Annotated in this window: 17 protein-coding genes; 16 read left to right on the top strand and 1 reads right to left on the bottom strand. The window is 73.2% G+C overall.

Annotated features, from left to right (window positions below; all coding sequences use genetic code 11):
• Positions 1-481: 481 nt before the first annotated feature.
• Positions 482-949, top strand: coding sequence for an ATP-binding protein (locus ACFVHV_RS04730; RefSeq protein WP_359901750.1), 468 nt, complete (start codon positions 482-484; stop codon positions 947-949).
• Positions 950-1,018: 69 nt separating this feature from the next.
• Here the strand turns inward: ACFVHV_RS04730 and idi are convergent, their stop codons facing one another.
• Entirely contained in the window at positions 1,019-1,672 is a 654-nt protein-coding gene (gene idi, locus ACFVHV_RS04735; RefSeq protein ID WP_359901625.1) for an isopentenyl-diphosphate Delta-isomerase, read from the bottom strand.
• A 692-nt stretch (positions 1,673-2,364) separates the two neighbouring features.
• Between idi and ACFVHV_RS04740 the strand changes: the two genes are divergently transcribed.
• The 15 genes from ACFVHV_RS04740 to ACFVHV_RS04810 all read left to right on the top strand — a co-directional run bounded on the left by ACFVHV_RS04740 (position 2,365) and on the right by ACFVHV_RS04810 (position 20,133).
• Positions 2,365-3,120: a phosphocholine cytidylyltransferase family protein gene (locus ACFVHV_RS04740; protein WP_359901623.1), complete on the top strand. Its 756-nt coding sequence runs from the start codon at positions 2,365-2,367 to the stop codon at positions 3,118-3,120.
• Positions 3,108-4,169, top strand: coding sequence for an iron-containing alcohol dehydrogenase family protein (locus tag ACFVHV_RS04745; protein WP_359901620.1), 1,062 nt, complete (start codon positions 3,108-3,110; stop codon positions 4,167-4,169). The genes ACFVHV_RS04740 and ACFVHV_RS04745 overlap by 13 nt, the downstream gene beginning before the upstream one ends.
• Positions 4,170-4,260: 91 nt before the next feature.
• Positions 4,261-4,998 (top strand): CDP-alcohol phosphatidyltransferase family protein, encoded by a 738-nt coding sequence (locus tag ACFVHV_RS04750; RefSeq protein WP_359901747.1) that lies wholly within the window; start codon positions 4,261-4,263, stop codon positions 4,996-4,998.
• Positions 4,995-5,891, top strand: a complete 897-nt coding sequence (locus ACFVHV_RS04755; RefSeq protein WP_359901618.1) for a glycosyltransferase — start codon at positions 4,995-4,997, stop codon at positions 5,889-5,891. Before ACFVHV_RS04750 ends, ACFVHV_RS04755 begins: the two co-directional genes overlap by 4 nt.
• A 152-nt stretch (positions 5,892-6,043) precedes the next feature.
• Positions 6,044-6,985, top strand: a complete 942-nt coding sequence (locus ACFVHV_RS04760; protein ID WP_380348796.1) for an ABC transporter permease — start codon at positions 6,044-6,046, stop codon at positions 6,983-6,985.
• Positions 6,978-7,787, top strand: a complete 810-nt coding sequence (locus tag ACFVHV_RS04765) for an ABC transporter ATP-binding protein (protein WP_359901613.1) — start codon at positions 6,978-6,980, stop codon at positions 7,785-7,787. The genes ACFVHV_RS04760 and ACFVHV_RS04765 overlap by 8 nt, the downstream gene beginning before the upstream one ends.
• Before the next feature lie 305 nt (positions 7,788-8,092).
• Positions 8,093-9,055 (top strand): squalene synthase HpnC, encoded by a 963-nt coding sequence (gene hpnC / locus ACFVHV_RS04770; protein ID WP_380348798.1) that lies wholly within the window; start codon positions 8,093-8,095, stop codon positions 9,053-9,055.
• A gap of 41 nt (positions 9,056-9,096) precedes the next feature.
• Positions 9,097-9,954, top strand: a complete 858-nt coding sequence (gene hpnD, locus ACFVHV_RS04775; protein WP_359901745.1) for a presqualene diphosphate synthase HpnD — start codon at positions 9,097-9,099, stop codon at positions 9,952-9,954.
• Between the two features lie 127 nt (positions 9,955-10,081).
• Positions 10,082-11,515 (top strand): hydroxysqualene dehydroxylase HpnE, encoded by a 1,434-nt coding sequence (hpnE, locus tag ACFVHV_RS04780; protein WP_359901607.1) that lies wholly within the window; start codon positions 10,082-10,084, stop codon positions 11,513-11,515.
• A 236-nt stretch (positions 11,516-11,751) separates the two neighbouring features.
• Positions 11,752-12,840 (top strand): polyprenyl synthetase family protein, encoded by a 1,089-nt coding sequence (locus ACFVHV_RS04785; protein WP_380348844.1) that lies wholly within the window; start codon positions 11,752-11,754, stop codon positions 12,838-12,840.
• Between the two features lie 151 nt (positions 12,841-12,991).
• A complete protein-coding gene (gene shc, locus ACFVHV_RS04790; RefSeq protein ID WP_359901739.1) occupies positions 12,992-14,929 on the top strand; it encodes a squalene--hopene cyclase in 1,938 nt (645 codons plus the stop codon).
• Entirely contained in the window at positions 14,926-15,606 is a 681-nt protein-coding gene (locus ACFVHV_RS04795) for a 1-hydroxy-2-methyl-2-butenyl 4-diphosphate reductase (protein ID WP_359901604.1), read from the top strand. Before shc ends, ACFVHV_RS04795 begins: the two co-directional genes overlap by 4 nt.
• Before the next feature lie 2 nt (positions 15,607-15,608).
• Positions 15,609-16,637, top strand: a complete 1,029-nt coding sequence (gene hpnH / locus ACFVHV_RS04800; protein ID WP_359901601.1) for an adenosyl-hopene transferase HpnH — start codon at positions 15,609-15,611, stop codon at positions 16,635-16,637.
• Positions 16,638-16,835: 198 nt separating this feature from the next.
• Positions 16,836-18,746: a 1-deoxy-D-xylulose-5-phosphate synthase gene (dxs, locus tag ACFVHV_RS04805; RefSeq protein ID WP_359901599.1), complete on the top strand. Its 1,911-nt coding sequence runs from the start codon at positions 16,836-16,838 to the stop codon at positions 18,744-18,746.
• Complete coding sequence (locus ACFVHV_RS04810; protein WP_359901596.1) at positions 18,736-20,133, top strand: aspartate aminotransferase family protein; 1,398 nt, start codon at positions 18,736-18,738, stop codon at positions 20,131-20,133. Before dxs ends, ACFVHV_RS04810 begins: the two co-directional genes overlap by 11 nt.
• Positions 20,134-20,255: the final 122 nt, after the last annotated feature.

Raw genomic sequence — 20,255 nt, forward strand, 5'->3', positions numbered from 1 at the left:
GTTCTGGAGTGCTTCTCACCTGCGCTTCCTCGGGGCGGGGCCACCGGACATCCTGGTCCGAGGCCCGTCCGGCCCCGCGGGCCGCGGCGCCCGGGCCGTACCGCGCCCGCGGCGAGCCAGGGCCCTGCCCGGAACGCGGCCGGTACCGCCCGCACGCGGCCCGGAACGCCCGCACACGGCCCGGAACGCGGCCCGCACAGGTTGGTACGGCCTGGGAACGCGCTCGAATCCGGCCCGAACCGGTGGCGTCCGCGAAGGAACCGGTCGACTCCCGCACCGGCCGCGGTCGGTTGCGGCCGGAACCGGTCCGACACGGGCAACTTGTCGACGGTGCCACGGCCGCCGCGACGGCTCTCGTAGCGTCTGTGGACCGAGGGCGCCATGAAGCGGATCGCCTGATTCCCGGGTCGCGGACGAAGGGCGGCTGGACGTGGAGCAGATCAGCGGAGCGGCGAAGGCCGAACCGAGACGCGACAGGCGGATGGAGGGCCGGGGCGGGGCCACGGTCTCCGGAGGCCCCGCCGAGGGCGTGTGGCGCTTCCCGGTGCCCGCCACCGAGGCCTCGGTGCCGCTCACCCGGCACGCGGTGCGGGACCGTCTGCTGGCCCAGGGCATGACGGGGGTGCGCTACCAGGAGCTGGTGGACGACCTGCTGCTGATCGTCTCGGAGCTGGTGAGCAACGCGGTGACGCACGCCGCCGAGCTGTCCCCCGAGGTGGTCACCGAGCTGTCGGTGCACCGGGCCTCGGTGCGGGTGTCGGTCGAGGACGGCGATCCGTACCGGCCGAAGGCGCTGGAGAACGACACCGCGAGCACCGGCGGGCGCGGCCTGCTGCTGGTGAAGAGCGTCACCCTGCAGGCCGGCGGGGTGTGCGACGTCGAACACACGGGGGAGGGCGGCAAGGTCATCTGGGCCTCGCTGCCCGTCCCCCCGGAGCCCGGCCACTGACCGGCCGGGCCGACGACCGGGCCGATGACCGGGCCGACGACCGGAGCGGCCGGAGCGGCCGGACCAGGACTACCAGTCCCGCCCGGCGATCTCCCGGATGCCCGGCAGCGCGGCCTCGAAGACCGTCTCGAACCAGACCGAGAACGGCCGCTCCGCCCGCAGCTCGCGCAGCTCCTGCGCGGTCACGAAGGCGAAGTCGTCCACCTCCTCCGGGTCCGGCTCGACCGGGGCGGTGACCAGTCCCACGAACAGGTGGTTCCACTCCCGCTCGATCAGCCCGGAGGCCTCGTCCGGCAGGTCGTAGCGGACGGTGCCCGCCTCGCACAGCAGTGCCGGAGCGACGCCCAGCTCCTCGGCGGTGCGCCGGGCGGCGGCGACGAACGGCGGCTCGTCCGGGTACGGGTGGCCGCAGCAGGTGTTCGACCAGACGCCGGGGGAGTGGTACTTGCCGAGCGCCCGGCGCTGGAGCAGCAGCCGGCCCTGGCGGTCGAACAGGAAGACGGAGAAGGCCCGGTGCAGGCGGCCAGGCTGCTGGTGGGCCCAGAGCTTCTCGCCGGTGCCGATCGTGACGCCCTCGTCGTCGACCAGTTCCAGCAGGATCTCGGCTCCGGCCGGGGCGGATCCGGTGGCCCGGGGGTCGACCGTGACATCGGTCTCCACGTCGAGACCGGTGTCGATCTCGGCGGCGAAGTGCGTCGGGTCGGTCGGCAGACTCTGGGGCATGGGGCCTCTTTCGGGAGCGGAGCAACGGGAGCATCGGGTGTCTCCGACGCACCGGGTGGAGTGCGGCGGACACAGCAGGGGCACCGGCGCCGGCGTCGGGCTCCAGTCTGCCGTATGGGTGGCACTCGCCAGGGGTCCCACGCACAACCGGACGGATCATGACCCGGAGGAATCGGAAACCGGCCAGAGAAGGATCCGGGAAGCCCCCGAAAGGGGCACGGAATTCGCAGAACCGTTCGCCGCGCGTTCGGAGCCCGTTCGACCGGCCCGGCGGAGCCGGTGCGAACCCCGGACCGCTCCACCGCCGCCGCGGGCCGCTCCACCGCCGCCGCGGACCGCTCCGCCGCCGCCGCGGGCCGCTCCACCGCCGCCGCGGACCGCTCCGCCGCCGCCCCGGGCCGCTCCACCGCCACCGCGGCCGCCGTTCTGCCTGCCGTTCCGGCCGCCGTTCGTCCCGCCCGCCGCCCGGGGCCCGCCGCCCCGTCGGCCGTCCCGTCGGCCGCCCCGGGCCCACGGGCGCGTTCTGGCCGGTCGCCCCGGTCGCCTACCATCACATACGACACGGTGCCCGGATCTGTGCCGGCACCGGCGCGCCGCCGCCCGCCCCGGTCGAACGCCGGTCCGGGCGAACCGGTGGCGCCGCCGACCTCCGGCACAGATCCGCGCACAGCACGACGGATCAGGAGACCCGCATGATCGGCCTCGTTCTGGCAGCCGGCGCCGGCCGCCGGCTGCGCCCGTACACCGACACCCTGCCCAAGGCGCTGGTGCCGGTGGACGGGGAACGGACCGTCCTGGACCTCACGCTCGGCAACTTCGCCGAGGTCGGACTGCGCGAGGCCGCGATCGTCGTCGGCTACCGCAAGGAGGCGGTGTACGACCGCAAGGACGCCCTGGAGAACAAGTACGGCGTCAAGCTCCACCTGGTCGAGAACGACAAGGCCGAGGAGTGGAACAACGCCTACTCGCTGTGGTGCGCCCGCGAGCTGTTCGCCGAGGGCCTGCTGCTCGCCAACGGCGACACCGTCCACCCGGTCTCCGTCCAGCGGACCATGCTGGAGGGCAACCGGCGACTGACCGAGTCCGGCACCGCCCCCGGCATCCTGCTCGCCCTCGACACGGTGAAGAAGCTCGCCGACGAGGAGATGAAGGTGATCGTCGACCCGGCCACGGGCATGCGCCGCATCACCAAGCTGATGGAGCCGGCCGAGGCGACCGGCGAGTACATCGGCGTCACGGTGATCAACCCGTCCGCCGCCGCCGACCTGACCGACGCGCTGCGCGCCACCTACGAGCGCGACCCGCAGCTGTACTACGAGGACGGCTACCAGGAGATGGTGAACCGCGGCCTGCGGATCGACGTGCAGCCGATCGGCGAGGTCTCCTGGGTCGAGGTCGACAACCACGACGACCTGGCGAAGGCGCGGGAGATCGCGTGCCGGTACTGACCCGACTGGTTCCGTCGCCGCTGTTCGTCGAGATCCGCCCGGGCGCGCTGGACGCGCTCGGCGGCATCCTCGCGGACCAGCGGCTGTCGGCCTCGGGCCGGATCGCGGTCGCGATCAGCAACGGCTCCGGCTCGGCCATGCGCCGTCGCCTGGAGCCGGCCCTGCCCGGAGCCGACTGGTACAACGTGGACGACGGCAGCCTGGACAGCGCGGTGCGGCTGGCCGAGGCGATGCGCGGCGGGCACTACGACGCGATCGTGGGCCTCGGTGGCGGCAAGATCATCGACGCCGCCAAGTACGCCGCGGCCCGGGTCGGCCTGCCGCTGGTCGCGGTCGCCACCAACCTGGCCCACGACGGCATCTGCTCGCCGGTCTCCACCCTGGACAACGACGCCGGGCGCGGCTCCTACGGGGTGCCCAGCCCGATCGGCATCGTGGTCGACCTGGACGTGATCCGGCAGGCCCCGCCGCGCTTCGTGGCGGCCGGCGTGGGCGACGTCGTCTCCAACATCTCCGCGTGCGCGGACTGGGAGCTGTCGCACGCGGTGACCGGTGAGCCGGTGGACGGACTGGCCGTGGCGATGGCCCGCTCGGCGGGCGAGAACCTGCTGCGGCACCCGGGCGGCACCCAGGACCAGGACCTCCTGACGGCGCTCGCCGAGGCCCTGGTACTGTCCGGCATCGCGATGAACATCGCGGGCAGCACCCGGCCCTCGTCGGGTGCCTGCCACGAGATCTCGCATGCCCTGGACGTGCTGTATCCCAAGCGGTCCGCCCAGCACGGCGAGCAGGTCGGCCTCGGCGCCGCCTTCGCCAGCTTCCTGCGGGGCGAGCGCGAGCTGACCGGTCTGATCGTGGAGCGCCTGGCGAGCCACGGACTGCCGGTGACCGCCGCTCAGATCGGCTTCACCGAGGCGGAGTTCACCGAAGCGGTGCACTACGCTCCGAACACCCGACCGGGGCGCTTCACCATCCTCGAACACCTCGACCTCTCCCCTTCCGCAATCAGGGACGCGTACGCCGACTATGTCCAAGCCGTCAACAGCTGACCCCTCCACCGCGGGAGCCCAACGGCCCCCGGTGGACCTGAGCCGCAGGCCCTCGATCGAGGAACTGCGCGCGGTGATCCACCCGGAGGGCATGCTCCAGCGCCGCAGCGCCGAGCACTGGGCCGGGCGCCTGTACATGCGGAAGATCTCGCTGCGGATCACCCGCGTGCTCTCCACCATGACGGCGATCACGCCCAACGGCCTGACGTACCTGATGATGTTCACCGGCATCCTGGCCGGTGCCGCGCTGGTCGTGCCGGGCATCGCGGGCGCCGTCCTGGGCGCCCTGCTGATCCAGGTCTACCTGCTGCTGGACTGCGTGGACGGCGAGGTGGCCCGCTGGCGCCGGCAGACCTCGCTCACCGGGGTCTACCTGGACCGGGTCGGCCACTACATGTCCGAGGCGGCCCTGCTGACCGGCCTCGGCCTGCGCGCCACCGACCTGCTGCACCGCGAGGGCGCCGGGTCGCACTGGGAGTGGGCCTTCCTCGGCACCCTGGCCGCGCTCGGCGCGATCCTGATCAAGTCCGAGACCGACCTGGTGGACGTGGCCCGGGCGCGCAGCGGCATGACGGCCGTCGAGGACAGCGCCTCGGTCCCGCGGTCCTCCTCCGTCGCCAGGGCCCGCCGGGCGGCCTCCTTCCTGAAGTTCCACCGCCTGGTCGGCGCGGTCGAGGCCTCGCTGTTCGTCCTGGCCGCCGGCGTCGCGGACGCCGTGCACGGCGGACTCCTCTTCACCCGGCTCGCGGTGGTCGTCCTGGCGGCGATCGCGATGCTCCAGACCGTGCTGCACCTGCTGAGCATCGTCCTCTCCAGCAGGCTGCGATGAACGGGACCACCGCGGAGAACTTCCGCCTCGGCGCCGTGATCATCACCATGGGCAACCGGCCGGCCGAGCTCAACGCCCTGATCGAGGCCGTCCGCGCCCAGGAGGGCCCGGCGGTCGAACTGGCCGTGGTCGGCCAGGGCGTGAAGCTGCCCCCGCTGCCGGAGGGCGTGCGCAGCGTCGAGCTGCCGGAGAACCTGGGCATCCCGGGCGGGCGCAACGTCGGCATCGAGCTGTTCGGCCGGGACGGGGCGGAGGTCGACGCGGTCCTCTTCCTGGACGACGACGGGAACCTGCCGCGCACCGACTCGGCCCGACTGCTGCGCGAGGCCTTCACCGCCGACCCGGAGCTGGGCATCGTCGCCTTCCGGATCGCGGATCCGGACACCGGGGTCACCCAGCGCCGCCACGTCCCCCGGCTGCGCGCCAGCGACCCGCTGCGCTCGTCCCGGGTGACGACCTTCCTCGGCGGCGCGAGCGCGGTGCGCTGCAAGGTGTTCGAGCAGGCCGGGCAGCTGCCCGCCGAGTTCTTCTACGCCCACGAGGAGACCGACCTCGCGTGGCGCGCGCTGGACGCCGGCTGGGCCATCGACTACCGGGCGGACGTGGTGCTGCACCACCCCACGACCTCGCCGGCCCGCCACGCGACCTACTTCCACAACGTGGCCCGAAACCGGGTCTGGCTCGCGAGGCGGAACCTTCCGGCCCTGTTGGTGCCTCTCTATCCGGGAACCTGGTTCCTGCTGACCCTGGCCCGCCGCCCCTCCCCGGAGGCGCTGAAGGCCTGGTGGGGCGGGTTCCGGGCGGGCTGGCGCGAACCCTGCGGTCCGCGGCGGCCCATGCGGTGGCGTACCGTCTGGCGACTGACCAGGCTGGGCCGACCACCGATCATCTGATCGCATCCGATGGCACCCGCATCGAATGCCCGATCGCTGCGGCCGGTGCCCACACACCGGCCGGCTCCCCCGAGATCCCAGTGGATCCCCATCGGTGCACCGGCGGACCTCGCCGACCGGCCGCCCCGACCGATCCCGCGTGAAGGACGAATGTGTCGACAGTGAGTGAACCCGTCAGCCTCTCGGCCCCCAGAGGGGTGGACGCGGGCCTGACCCCCAAGCAGCTTGCGGACAAGTACGGTCTGGCGGTCAGCGGTGCCCGTCCCGGCCTGTTCGCCTACTCCAAGCAGCTCTGGGCCCGGCGCCACTTCATCTGGGCCTTCGCCACCGCCCGCCTGGTGGCCCAGTACACCAACGCCAAGCTCGGCCAGCTGTGGCAGGTGGTGACCCCGCTGCTCAACTGCGCGGTGTTCTACCTGGTCTTCGGCGTGATCCTGGCGAGCAAGCAGGGCTTCCCGGACAACACCTACATCGCCTGGCTCTGCATCGGCGTCTTCGTCTTCCAGTTCACCCAGAACGCGGTGCAGGCCGGCACCCGGGCGATCTCCGACAACCTCGGGCTGATCCGGGCGCTGCACTTCCCCCGGGCCAGCCTCCCGATCGCCTTCACCGTGATCCAGCTCCAGCAGCTGCTGATCTCCATGGTCGTCCTGGTCGTCACGGTGCTCGCCGCCGGCATCACCCCGGGCCGGACCTGGCTGCTGATCATCCCGGCGCTGCTCCTGCAGACGCTCTTCAACACCGGCATCTCGCTGGTGATGGCCCGGATCGGCTCCCGGACCAGCGACATCTCCCAGCTGATCCCGTTCGTGATGCGCGCCTGGATGTTCCTGTCCGGTGTGATGTTCAGCATCCAGGACAAGATCACCCACTGGCCGCACTACATCCAGACGCTGATGTCGCTCAACCCGGCGTCGATCTACATGGACCTGCTGCGGCACGCCTTCGCGCCGGTCATCTACAACCCGCACCAGCCGGTGCACCAGGCCCTCCCGCCGCACCAGTGGGCGTACGGCCTCGCCTGGGGCGTGGGCATGTTCGTCGTCGGATACGTCTTCTTCTGGAAGGCCGAGGAGGAGTACGGCCGTGGCTGACATCGACCTGAGCAAGAGCGACACCGTCCTGGACACGGACGTGGCCCGCGAGCCCACCGTCGTCGTCGACGACGTGCACATCGTCTACAAGGTGCACGGCGCCGGCTCCGGCAAGGGCAGCGCCACCTCGGCGCTGAGCCGCATCATCAGCCGCAAGCGCGCCGCCGGCGTGCGCGAGGTGCACGCGGTCAAGGGCGTCAGCTTCACCGCGTACAAGGGTGAGGCGATCGGCCTGATCGGCTCCAACGGCTCCGGCAAGTCGACCATGCTGGCCGCCATCGCGGGCCTGCTGCCGACCGAGAAGGGCGGCATCTACACCAACGGCCAGCCCTCGCTGCTGGGCGTCAACGCCGCGCTGATGAACGAGCTCACCGGTGAGCGCAACGTCATCCTCGGCTGCCTGGCGATGGGCATGACCCCGGCCCAGGTGAAGGCGCGCTACCAGGACATCGTCGACTTCTCCGGCATCAACGACAAGGGCGACTTCATCTCCCTGCCGATGCGCACCTACTCCTCCGGCATGGGCGCCCGGCTGCGCTTCTCGATCGCGGCCGCGAAGACCCACGACGTGCTGCTGATCGACGAGGCCCTCGCCACCGGCGACCAGGCCTTCCAGCAGCGCAGCAAGCGCCGGATCGACGAGCTGCGCAAGTCCGCCGGTACGGTCTTCCTGGTCAGCCACGACAACAACTCGATCCGCGAGGTCTGCGAGCGGACCATATGGATCGAGGCCGGCGAGCTGGTCATGGACGGACCCACCGAGGAGGTCGTCAGCCGCTACGAGCGCGGCGACCGACCGTAGTCTCCGTCACACCCCAGGGGCCGGTTCCGGAACTTCCGGAGCCGGCCCTTCACCGTGCCCGCGGCCCGGCCCGTACGCCCCGCGGCCCCGGCCGGCCCGCCGCCGCGGGGGTGAGCGCGCGGTGCCCGGGGCGGGGCGCTCTTTTCCGCCGGGCCCCGGCGTGCCAGCCTGGTGGTCCCGGGGGCGGTGTGCCGTGCGTGGCCCCCGCGCTCGGACGCGTGTCCGAGTCGGGCCGGTCGTGCCACGCGGTGTAGAACGGGGGAGTGACAGCAGTGTCGGCTTCGGCCCAGCCCAGAGATACGCCGGTGAACGGTTCCGCAGGACAGACCCTGGACAAGGCGGGTGCGGAGAACTTCCCCGTCGCCCCCTTCTTCCTGCCCGCGGCCTGGCGCGACGACCTGATGGCGGTGTACGGCTTCGCCCGCCTGGTCGACGACGCCGGCGACGGCGACCTGGCCGACCCGGCCGCCACCGCCCGCCTGCTCGGGGTCGAGCGGACGCCCCCCGCCACCCCTTCGGCCCAGCCCGGCCCGCCGACCCCGCAGGAGACCGCCTTCCGGCTCGCCCTGCTCGACGGACTGGAGCAGGACCTCGACCGGGTCTTCGAGACCGCGCTGAGCACCGCCGGCGGCTCCGGGGCCGGCGCCGACCGGCCCCGCCACCCGCTGCTGGACGCGCTCGTCCCGCTGGTCGACCGGCACGGCCTGACCCCCGAGCCGTTCCGCCGTCTGATCGAGGCCAACCGGGTGGACCAGACCACCGCCCGCTACGCGACCTTCGACGACCTGCTCGGCTACTGCACCCTCTCCGCCGACCCGGTCGGCCGCCTCGTGCTGGCCATCGCCGGCGTCTCCACCCCCGAGCGGATCGAGCTCTCGGACGCCGTGTGCAGCGGCCTCCAGGTGGTCGAGCACATCCAGGACGTGGCCGAGGACCTCGCCCACGGCCGGATCTACCTGCCCGCCGAGGACCTGGCCCGCTTCGGTGTCACCGAGGCGGACCTGGCCGCCCCCTCCGCCGACGGCGCGGTGCGCGAGCTGATCGCCTTCGAGGTCGAGCGGGCCCGCACCCTGCTCGACCGCGGCGCACCATTGGTAGGTACGGTTCGGGGGAGGCTTCGACTGCTCCTGGCGGGATTCACCGCAGGCGGCTACGCGGCCCTGGCGGCCGTCGAGGACGCCGGGTACGACGTGCTCGCCCAGCAGGCGAAGCCTGACAAGCGCCGCCTCGCAGCGAAGGCGGCGGCCATCTTCGCGAAGGGAAGGTGAACGCCCGAGTGGCGGTATCACCACTGGCGTCGGCCCAGGTCATGGCGGCGTACCGGTACTGCGAGGCAGTCACCGGACTGCAGGCGCGCAACTTCAGCTACGGCATCCGGTTGCTGCCCGAACCCAAGCGGCTGGCCATGTCGGCCCTGTACGCCCTGGCCCGCCGGGTGGACGACATCGGGGACGGCGACCTCCCGGACGACCGCAAGGCCGAGGCACTGCTGCGCACCCGGGAACTGGTGGACGAGGTCCGCTCCGGGGTCGTCGCCGAGGACGACACCGACCCGATCAAGGTCGCCCTGGCCGACGCGGCCCGGCGCTTCCCGATCCCGCTCGGCGGCTTCGACGAGCTGATCGACGGCGTCGAGATGGACCTCAAGGGCGCCGAGTACCAGACCTTCGAGGAGCTGAAGGTCTACTGCCGCTGCGTGGCGGGCGCGATCGGGCGGCTCTCGCTGGGCGTCTACGGCTGCGACGACCCGGAGCTCGGGGCGCGCTACGCGGACACCCTGGGCCTGGCGCTGCAGCTCACCAACATCCTGCGCGACCTGCGCGAGGACGCCCTGAACGGCCGCACCTACCTGCCCGCCGAGGACCTGGTCCGGTTCGGCTGCGAGCAGGGCTTCGCCCTGCCGGAGCCGCCGGTCGGCGCGGACTTCACCGGCCTGGTGGCCTTCGAGGCCGCCCGCGCCCAGGCGGCCTTCGAGGAGGGCCTGCGGCTGCTGCCGATGCTCGACCGCCGCAGCCGCGCCTGCACCGCCGCGATGGCCGGGATCTACCACCGGCTGCTCGGCCGGATCGCCACCGACCCGGAGTCGGTGCTGCGCGGCCGGGTCTCCCTGCCGGGCTGGGAGAAGGCGTACGTGGCGCTTTCCGGGCTCGCCGGGGGGCGTTCTTGATTCTCACACCAGTTCTGTCACGCTGTGTCAGCGTGGAATCACGTGCGGGTAGTTCCGTGCCGACCGGGCGAGTACCGGCTTCAGCGACCGCCTGCGGGCGGTCCACCGACTGCGAGGGGGAGGGCCGATGACCGGGCGAGCCGATGCCGCGCGCCCGGCCGCCGTCGTGGTCGGCGGCGGTCTGGCCGGGATCACCACCGCACTGCGCCTCGCCGAGGCCGGCCACCGGGTCACCCTCGCCGAGGGGCGGCCGCGGCTCGGCGGCCTGGCCTTCTCCTTCCAGCGCGGTGAGCTGACCGTCGACAACGGCCAGCACGTCTACCTGCGCTGCTGCACCGCCTACCGCGGCCTGCTGGAGCGGCTCGGCGCCACCCGGCTGGTCAACCTCCAGGAGCGCCTCGACATCCCGGTGCTCTCCGTCACCGGGCCGCGGGCCGCCCCGGTGCGCACCCTGGGGCGGCTGCGCCGGGCCGGCCTGCCCGTCCCGCTGCACCTGGCCGCCAGCCTGGCCCGCTACCCGCACCTGTCCCCGGCCGACCGCGCCCGGGTGGTCCGCGGCGCGCTCGCCCTGCAGCGGCTGGACCTCGCCGACCCGGCGCTGGACGCGATCTCCTTCGGCGAGTGGCTGCGCCGCAACGGGCAGAACGCCGCCACCCAGGCCGCCCTGTGGGACCTGGTCGGCGTCGCCACCCTGAACGGCCGGGCCGACCAGGTGTCGATGGCGCTCGCCGGGATGGTCTTCAAGACCGGTCTGCTCTCCGACCCGGGCGCCTCGGACATCGGCGTCTCCGCCGTCCCGCTCGGCACGATCCACCACGACCGGGCGCTCGCCGAGCTGGAGCGGGCCGGCGTCCGGGTGCTGCTGCGGTCCCGGGTGGCCGAACTGAAGCCGGCCGCGCCGCAGCACGACGTCCGGCTGGAGAGCGGGGAACTGCTCACCGCCGACACCGTCGTGCTGGCCGGCGCCCAGGACAGCACGGCCGCGCTGCTGCCGCCGAACGCGATCCCCGGGCAGGAGCGGCTGGCCGGCTTCGGCACCGCGCCGATCCTCAACGTGCACGTGATCTACGACCGCAAGGTGCTGCGCCGGCCGTTCTTCGCCGCGCTCGGCTCCCCGGTCCAGTGGGTCTTCGACCGCACGGCGCACTCCGGCCTGGCCGCCGCCCCGCTGGGCCGGGCCCACCCGGGCGCCCAGTACCTGGCGCTGTCGCAGTCCGCCGCGCAGGACGAGATCGACCTCCCGGTCGCCGAGCTGCGCCGCCGCTACCTGCCGGAGCTGGGCCGGCTGCTGCCGGCCGCGGCCCAGGCGGAGGTGCTGGACTTCTTCGTCACCCGGGAGCGCACCGCCACCTTCGACCCGGCCCCGGGCAACGGGGCGCTGCGCCCGTCGGCCCGTACCGACGTCGCCGGCCTGCTGCTGGCCGGCTCGTGGACGGCCACCGGCTGGCCCGCGACCATGGAAGGGGCCGTGCGCAGCGGCCACGCCGCGGCGGACGCCGCGCTCGCCGCGGCCGGCACCCGGGTGCCGGTGGACCGCGGCGACGGGAGGTGGCCCAGGTGACGGCGGGCCCCGCCGCCGGAGAGCCCGCCAGAGCCGACGGGCGTACCGTCGAGCGCATCGGCGCAACCACCGGCCGCGGCCCGTCCGGCCGCACCGGCACCACCGACACCGGCACCACTGACACCGGCACCACCGACACCGGCACCATCGGCACCGGCACTCGATTCGACACCTGCCGCACTGCCGGCACCCGGCCGCCCCGTGCGGTCCGGCACCACGAGGGAGAGGGAACGCACGTGGAGTCACGCACCGGCTTCGCCGTCGGAGGCACGGCGCACGCCGAACCGGTCTCGGTGCCGGAGCTGCTCGCCCGCAGCCGTACGCTCTGCACCCCGCCGCTACGGGCCGCCGTCGCCCGTTTGGCCGCACCCATGGACACCGTCGCCGCCTACCACTTCGGCTGGATCGACCGGGACGGCACGCCGGTGACGGGGGACGGCGGCAAGGCCGTGCGCCCGGCGCTGGCGCTGCTGTCCGCCCGGGCCACCGGCGCGGCGGCCGAGGTGGGGGTGCCCGGCGGGGTCGCGGTTGAACTGGTGCACAACTTCTCCCTCCTCCATGATGATCTGATGGACGGTGACGAGACCCGACGGCACCGGGCCACCGCCTGGACGGTCTTCGGGCCGGCCCAGGCGATCCTGGTCGGCGACGCCCTGGCGACGCTCGGCACCGAGGTGCTGCTCGACGCCGCGGTGACCGGCGGCGCCAGCGCCACCGACGCCGCGCGTGCCGTCCGACTGCTCACCACGGCGACCCGCCGGCTGATCGACGGCCAGGCCATGGACGTCGCCTTCGAACAGCGCGACAGCGTCACGGTCGCGGAGTGCCTGGAGATGGAGGGCGGCAAGACGGCGGCCCTGCTGGCCGCCGCCTCGGCGATCGGCGCCGTCCTGGCCGGCGCCGACGACAAGGTCTCCGGCGCGCTCCAGCGCTACGGCCACCACCTCGGCCTGGCCTTCCAGGCGGTCGACGACCTGCTCGGCATCTGGGGTGCCACCGAGGTCACCGGCAAGCCGCACTGGGGAGACCTGCGCCAGCGCAAGAAGTCCCTGCCGGTGGCCGCCGCACTGGCCGAGGGCGGAGCGGCCTCGCGCCGGCTCGCCGAGCAACTGGCCGACCCGAAGGGACGCGGGGAGGAGAGCGAGCCCGAGCTCGCCGACCGGGCCGCGCTGATCGAGGAGGCCGGCGGCCGCGCCTGGACCCAGGAGGAGGCCCGCCGCCAGCACACGACTGCCCTCGCCGCCCTGGACGAGGTGCCCATGACCGACGAGGTGCGCGAGCACTTCGTCGCACTCGCCGAATTCGTGGTGGTACGAGAGAGGTGACGTTACGTTGACAGCAACCGCGGACGGCCGGCTCGACCCTGAGTACGATCCCGAGCCGGTCGCGGTGGGCGACCGCCCCCCGGCCCTGCTGGGCACGGGGCGGTGGCAGCCCGAGGACACCGACCAGCTCCGGCCGGCCGGTGGGGCGGACCTGCGGCCGGCCGACGCGCGGGAGGCCCTGGCCCGCGCCACCACCCACCTGCTCTCCCTGCAGTCGTCCGAGGGCTGGTGGAAGGGCGACCTGGAGACCAACGTCACCATGGATGCCGAGGACTTACTGCTCCGCCAGTTCCTCGGAATCCGCACCGAGGAGCTGACCCACGCCACCGCCGAGTGGATCCGCTCCCAGCAGCGCGAGGACGGCACCTGGTCCACCTTCCACGGCGGGCCGCCCGAGCTGTCCACCACCGTCGAGGCGTACGTCGCGCTCAAGCTGGCCGGCGACGACCCGGACGCCCCCCACATGCTGGCCGCCGCGCGCTACGTCCGCTCCGCCGGGGGCATCGCGGCCGCCCGGGTGTTCACCCGGATCTGGCTCGCCCTGTTCGGCTGGTGGCCCTGGGACCGGCTGCCCGAGATGCCGCCCGAGATCATCTTCCTGCCCAAGTGGCTGCCGCTGAACATCTACGCCTTCGGTTGCTGGGCCCGCCAGACCATCGTCCCGCTGACCGTCGTCTCCTCCCACCGCCCGGTCCGTCCGGCCCCCTTCGCGCTCACCGAGCTGCACACCGACCCGAACGACCCGTACCCCCACCGGCCGCTCGCCCCCGCCACCACCTGGGACGGCCTCTTCGAACGCCTCGACAAGGCGCTGCACGCCTACCACCGCCGGGCCTTCCGCCCGCTGCGCCGACTGGCCGTCTCCCAGGCCTGCCGCTGGATCGTCGAACGGCAGGAGGCCGACGGCTGCTGGGGCGGCATCCAGCCCCCCGCCGTCTACTCGCTGATCGCCCTGCACCTGGAGGGCTACGAGCTGGAGCACCCGGTGGTGAAGGCCGGGCTCTCCTCCTTCGACCGCTTCACCGTGCACACCGAGGACGGCAAGCGCTGGCTGGAGGCCTGCCAGTCCCCGGTCTGGGACACCTGCCTGGCCACCATCGCCCTGGTCGACGCCGGGGTGCCGGCCGACCACCCGGCGCTGGTCTCCGCCGTCGACTGGATGCTCGGCGAGGAGATCCGCAAGCCCGGCGACTGGGCCGTGAAGCGGCCCGGGCTCGCCCCCGGCGGCTGGGCCTTCGAGTTCGAGAACGACACCTACCCCGACATCGACGACACCGCCGAGGTGGTGCTCGCGCTGCGCCGGGTCGCCCACCCCGATCCGGGCAAGGTCGACGCGGCGGTGGACCGGGGCGTGCTGTGGAACCTCGGCATGCAGTCCAAGAACGGCGCCTGGGGCGCCTTCGACGTGGACAACACCGGCACGCTGCCCAACAAGCTGCCGTTCTGCGACTTCGGCGAGGTGGTCGACCCGCCGTCCGCCGACGTCACCGCGCACGTGGTGGAGATGCTCGCCGAGACCGGCCGCTCCCGCGACCCCCGGACCAGGCGCGGCGTCGAATGGCTGCTGCGCAACCAGGAGGCGGACGGCTCCTGGTTCGGCCGCTGGGGCACCAACTACATCTACGGCACGGGCTCGGTGCTGCCCGCCCTGGTGGCGGCCGGCGTCCCGGACGAGCACCCGGCGATCCGCCGGGCGGTGCGGTGGCTGGAGGACCGGCAGAACGCCGACGGCGGCTGGGGCGAGGACATGCGCTCCTACGACGACCCGGCGCGCTGGGCCGGGCGCGGCGACTCCACCGCCTCGCAGACCGCGTGGGCGCTGATGGCGCTGCTCTCGGCCGGCGAGGGGCCGCAGGGCCGGGCCAACCCGGCGGTGGAGCGCGGCGTGGACTGGCTGGTGCGCACCCAGCTGCCCGAGGGCACCTGGGACGAGCCGCAGTTCACCGGCACCGGCTTCCCGTGGGACTTCTCCATCAACTACCACCTGTACCGGCTGGTCTTCCCGGTCACCGCGCTCGGCCGCTACCTCAACGGCGCCCCGGGCACGGGCCGGCCCGACGGCGCCCCGGCGATCGGGGCGGCCCGGTGACCACCGCGCCCCTGCTGGTGCTCTGCGCCCTGGGCCCCGAGGTCTGGGCCCTGCGCGGCGGTGACTGGCGCGGCGCGGTCGGCGGCTCCCCGGTACTGCTGCGCACCGGGGTCGGCCGGCGGCGCGCCGGGACGGCCGTCCGACGGCTGCTCGGCTCCGCCCCCACCGGCTACGGCGCCGTGGTGGTGGCCGGCTTCGGGGCCGCGGTCGGCCCCGGTGTCCTGCCCGGCGACGTGGTGGCCGCCGACGGCGTGCGCGACGCCGAGGGCCACCTGTACCCGGTCGACTCCGGCCCGGGGCTCACCCGGGCGCTGAAGGAGCGCGGCCTGACCGTGCACACCGGCGTCCACCACACCGCCGACCACGTGGTGCGCGGCATCGAACGGCGCGCCCTGCACCTCCAGGGCGCGCTCGCCGTCGACATGGAGGCCGCCGCCGTCCTGGCCGCGCTGTGCGAGGTGCGGCCCGCGCTGCCGGCGGCCGTCCTGCGGGTGGTGGTGGACACGCCCGAGCACGAGCTGCTGCGGTTCGGCACCCTCCCGGCCGGGGTGCGTGCCTGGCGGACCCTGCGGGCGACGGTCCCCGCCCTGGTCGACTGGTACCGGCAGGAGCGCGCGCCCGGCTCCGCAGACCTGAACCACCCCACATCCTCGACGCTCCCCCAGGAGGCGAGCTAGCCATGGCCATGCCGTTGCGCCAGACCGTGCGGGTCGGCACCTACCTCATGCAGCAGAAGCTGTTCAAGCGCCGGGACAAGTTCCCGCTGATCGTGGAGCTGGAGCCGCTCTTCGCGTGCAACCTCGCCTGCGAGGGCTGCGGCAAGATCCAGCACCCGGCGGGCGTGCTGAAGCAGCGGATGCCCGTGGCCCAGGCGGTCGGCGCGGTCCTGGAGTCGGGTGCCCCGATGGTCTCGATCGCCGGCGGCGAGCCGCTGATGCACCCGCAGATCGACGAGATCGTCCGGCAGCTGGTCGAGCGCCGCAAGTACGTCTTCCTCTGCACCAACGCGCTGCTGATGCGCAAGAAGATGGACAAGTTCACGCCCTCGCCGTACTTCACCTTCGCGGTGCACATCGACGGCATGCGCGAGCGGCACGACGAGTCGGTGGCCAAGGAGGGCACCTTCGACGAGGCGGTGGCCGCGATCAAGGAGGCCAAGCGCCGCGGCTTCCGGGTCACCACCAACAGCACCTTCTTCAACACCGACACCCCGCAGACGGTCATCGAGGTGCTGGACTACCTCAACGACGAGCTCAAGGTGGACGAGATGATGATCTCGCCCGCCTACGCCTACGAGAAGGCCCCCGACCAGGAGCACTTCCTCGGCGTCGAGCAGACCAGGGAGCTCTTCCGCACGGCCTTCGCCGACGGCAACCGCAAGCGCTGGCGCCTCAACCACAGCCCGCTCTTCCTGGACTTCCTGGAGGGCAAGGCCGACTTCGAGTGCACCCCCTGGGGCATCCCCAACTACTCGCTGTTCGGCTGGCAACGGCCCTGCTACCTGATGGCCGACGGCTACGTGCCGACCTACCGCGAACTGGTCGAGAAGACCGACTGGAGCAAGTACGGCCGCGGCAAGGACCCGCGCTGCGAGAACTGCATGGCCCACTGCGGCTACGAGCCGACCGCCGTCCTCGCGACGATGGGCTCGCTCCAGCAGTCGCTGCGCGCCATCACCGAGACCGTCAGCGGCAACAAGGGCCGCTGAGACGGGAGCCGGCCCCCGGGTCGGCACCCCGGCCCGGGCCCCGCGCCCGGGCCGGCTCCGCCCAACCGGGCCGGGCCCGTTCCCGAACCGGGCCCGTTCCCGAACCGGGCCGGGCCCGTTCCCGAACCGGGCCGGGCCCCGCGCCGCCCGGGCCGGCCGGAGGCGCCACCGCACCGCTCCGAGTCGTGAGGTGTACCCATGTCACTGCTCTCCCGCGTCACGTCGCCGGCCGAGCTGCGCAAGCTCCCGGCGGCCGAACTCCCGCTGCTCGCCGACGAGATCCGCGACTTCCTGATCGACGCCGTCACCCGCACCGGCGGCCACCTGGGGCCCAACCTCGGCGTGGTGGAGCTGACCATCGCGCTGCACCGGGTCTTCGACTCGCCGTACGACCGGATCGTCTTCGACACCGGCCACCAGAGCTACGTCCACAAGCTGCTCACCGGCCGCCAGGACTTCAGCCGGCTGCGGATGCGCGGCGGACTCTCCGGATACCCCTCGCGCGGCGAGTCCGAGCACGACCTGGTCGAGAACTCGCACGCCTCCACCGCGCTCTCCTACGCCGACGGCCTGGCCAAGGCCGCCCGGCTGCTCGGCCAGCACGACCGGCACACCGTCGCGGTGATCGGCGACGGCGCGCTCACCGGCGGGCTCGCCTGGGAGGCGCTCAACAACATCGCGGAGGCGCGCGACCGGCCGCTGGTCATCGTCGTCAACGACAACGAGCGCTCCTACGCCAGGACCATCGGCGGCCTCGCCAACCACCTGGCCACCCTGCGCACCACCCAGGGCTACGAGCGCTTCCTCGCCCTCGGCAAGGAGGCCCTGCAGCGCACCCCGCTGGTCGGCCAGCCGATCTTCGACGCGCTGCACGGAGCCAAGAAGGGGTTCAAGGACGCCTTCGCCCCGCAGGGCATGTTCGAGGACCTCGGCCTCAAGTACCTCGGACCGATCGACGGCCACGACCTGGGCGCGGTCGAACAGGCGCTGCGCCAGGCCCGCAACTTCGGCGGGCCGGTCATCGTGCACTGCCTGACCGTCAAGGGGCGCGGCTACCGGCCGGCCGAGCAGGACGAGGCCGACCGCTTCCACGCCGTCAACCCGATCGACCCCTACACCTGCCTGCCGATCTCGCCCAGCGGCGGCGTCTCCTGGACCTCGGTGTTCGGGGACGAGCTGGTCACCCTCGGCGCCGAGCGGCCGGACCTGGTGGCGATCACCGCGGCCATGCTCCAGCCGGTCGGCCTGGCCCCGTTCGCCAAGGCCTACCCGGAGCGGACCTTCGACGTCGGGATCGCCGAGCAGCACGCCGTCACCAGTGCGGCGGGGCTGGCCACCGGCGGGCTGCACCCGGTGGTCGCGGTCTACGCGACCTTCCTCAACCGGGCCTTCGACCAGGTCCTGATGGACGTCGCCCTGCACCGGCTGGGCGTCACCTTCGTGCTCGACCGCTCCGGGGTGACCGGGCCGGACGGCGCCTCGCACAACGGCATGTGGGACATGTCGATCCTCCAGGTGGTCCCCGGCCTGCGGCTCGCCGCGCCCCGCGACGCCGAACAGCTGCGCGCCCAGCTGCGCGAGGCCGTCGAGGTCCGGGACGCCCCGACCGTCGTGCGCTTCCCGAAGGGGAACGTCGGGCCCGCGGTGCCGGCCGTGGAGCGGACCGGCGGGGTGGACGTGCTGCTGCGCACCGGGCGGGTGCCGGAGATCCTGCTGGTCGCGGTCGGCACCACCGCCTCCGCCTGCCTGGACGCGGCCCGGCTGCTGCTCGCCGAGGGCTTCACCGCGACCGTGGTCGACCCGCGCTGGGTCAAGCCCGTCGACCCGGCGCTGCCCGAACTGGCCGCCGCCCACCGGCTGGTGGTCACCGTCGAGGACAACGGCCGTACCGGCGGCGTCGGTTCGGTCCTCGCCCAGGCGCTGCGCGACGCCGACGTGGACGTGCCGGTGCGGGTGCTCGGCCTGCCCCAGGAGTTCCTCGGCCACGCCTCGCGCGGGGAGATCCTGGAGGAGGCCGGACTGACCGGCACCGGGGTCGCCGCCCAGACCGCCGTCTTCGCCAAGAACCTGCTACCGACCCGAGGAGCGAACCCGCGCCATGCCGGCTGACCCAGACCGCCCCTTCGACCTCGCCGCCCTGATCGCCGAACGCGGCGGCGAGCGCTACGAGTTGCAGAGCCGCTACCTCAATCCGCAGCTGCCGCGCATGCTGCACACCATCGGCTTCGACAAGTACTACGAGCGCGCCGAGGGCCAGTACTTCTACGACGCCGAGGGCAACGAGTACCTCGACATGCTGGCCGGCTTCGGGATCTTCGCGCTCGGCCGCCACCACCCGGTGGTGCGCTCGGCGGTCCAGCAGGTGATGGACCTCGACCTGCCGGACCTGGTCCGCTTCGACTGCCCGCCGCTGCCCGGACTGCTGGCCGAGCGGCTGCTGTCGTACGCGCCCGGGCTGGACCGGGTGTTCTTCGGCAACAGCGGCACCGAGGCGGTGGAGACCGCGCTCAAGTTCGCCCGGTACGCCACCGGGCGCCGGCGGATCCTCTACGCCGACCACGCCTTCCACGGACTGACCACCGGCTCGCTCTCGGTCAACGGGGAGAACGGATTCCGCAAGGGCTTCGACCCGCTGCTGCCGGACACCGCCATCCCGCTCGGCGATCTCGGCGCGCTGGCCAAGGAGTTGAAGCGCGGCGACGTCGCGGGGCTGATCGTCGAGCCGATCCAGGGCAAGGGCGTCCAGGCTCCGCCGCCCGGCTGGCTGCGCGCCGCCCAGGCCCTGCTGCACGAGCACAAGGCGCTGCTGATCTGCGACGAGGTGCAGACCGGCATCGGCCGCACCGGCGAGTTCTTCGCCTACCAGCACGAGGACGGGGTCCTGCCCGACCTCGTCTGCGCGGCCAAGGCGCTGTCCGGCGGGTACGTGCCCATCGGGGCGACGCTCGGCAAGAGCTGGATCTTCGAGAAGGTGTACTCCTCGATGGACCGGGTGCTGGTGCATTCGGCCAGCTTCGGGTCCAACGCCCAGGCCATGGCGGCCGGGCTGGCGACCCTGGAGGTGATGCGCGACGAGCAGGTGGTGGAGAACGCCCGCAAGGTGGGCGACCACCTCCGCGAACGGCTGGCCGCACTGGTCGACACCTACGAGCTGCTCGCCGAGGTGCGCGGGCGCGGGCTGATGATCGGGATCGAGTTCGGCCGGCCCAAGTCGCTCAAACTGCGCACCGGTTGGACCGCGCTCCAGGCGGCGCGCAAGGGGCTGTTCGCGCAGATGGTGGTGGTGCCGCTGCTGCAGCGGCACCGCATCCTGACCCAGGTGTCCGGCGACCACCTGGAAGTGATCAAGCTGATCCCGCCGCTGATCATCACCGAGCGCGATGTGGACCGGTTCGTGGAAGCCTTCAGCGACATCATGGACGAGGCCCACCGGGGGAGCGGCCTGATGTGGGACTTCGGGCGGACGCTGGTCAAGCAGGCGGTCGGCGGCCGCTGAGCCCGGGGCCGCGCGTGGCGCGGACTGGGAAGCCGGGGGTGTGGAGTGGGAGCCGGGGCGTGGGAAGTCGGTGGCGCGGAGTGGGGAAGGGGGCCCGGCCCAAAAACAAACCAAAGGGAGAC

The organism is Kitasatospora sp. NPDC127116 (assembly GCF_042677365.1).
Taxonomy (GTDB): Bacteria; Actinomycetota; Actinomycetes; order Streptomycetales; family Streptomycetaceae; genus Kitasatospora; species Kitasatospora lactacystinica.

What these genes read in the sequence shown, in the direction of transcription:
- ACFVHV_RS04730 (WP_359901750.1), top strand. Translation starts at nt 482, where the DNA reads ATGGAGGGCCGGGGCGGGGCCACGGTCTCCGGAGGCCCCGCCGAGGGC.
- idi (WP_359901625.1), bottom strand. Translation starts at nt 1,672, where the DNA reads ATGCCCCAGAGTCTGCCGACCGACCCGACGCACTTCGCCGCCGAGATC.
- ACFVHV_RS04740 (WP_359901623.1), top strand. Translation starts at nt 2,365, where the DNA reads ATGATCGGCCTCGTTCTGGCAGCCGGCGCCGGCCGCCGGCTGCGCCCG.
- ACFVHV_RS04750 (WP_359901747.1), top strand. Translation starts at nt 4,261, where the DNA reads ATGCTCCAGCGCCGCAGCGCCGAGCACTGGGCCGGGCGCCTGTACATG.
- ACFVHV_RS04755 (WP_359901618.1), top strand. Translation starts at nt 4,995, where the DNA reads ATGAACGGGACCACCGCGGAGAACTTCCGCCTCGGCGCCGTGATCATC.
- hpnD (WP_359901745.1), top strand. Translation starts at nt 9,097, where the DNA reads ATGGCGGCGTACCGGTACTGCGAGGCAGTCACCGGACTGCAGGCGCGC.
- hpnE (WP_359901607.1), top strand. Translation starts at nt 10,082, where the DNA reads ATGACCGGGCGAGCCGATGCCGCGCGCCCGGCCGCCGTCGTGGTCGGC.
- hpnH (WP_359901601.1), top strand. Translation starts at nt 15,609, where the DNA reads ATGGCCATGCCGTTGCGCCAGACCGTGCGGGTCGGCACCTACCTCATG.
- dxs (WP_359901599.1), top strand. Translation starts at nt 16,836, where the DNA reads ATGTCACTGCTCTCCCGCGTCACGTCGCCGGCCGAGCTGCGCAAGCTC.
- ACFVHV_RS04810 (WP_359901596.1), top strand. Translation starts at nt 18,736, where the DNA reads ATGCCGGCTGACCCAGACCGCCCCTTCGACCTCGCCGCCCTGATCGCC.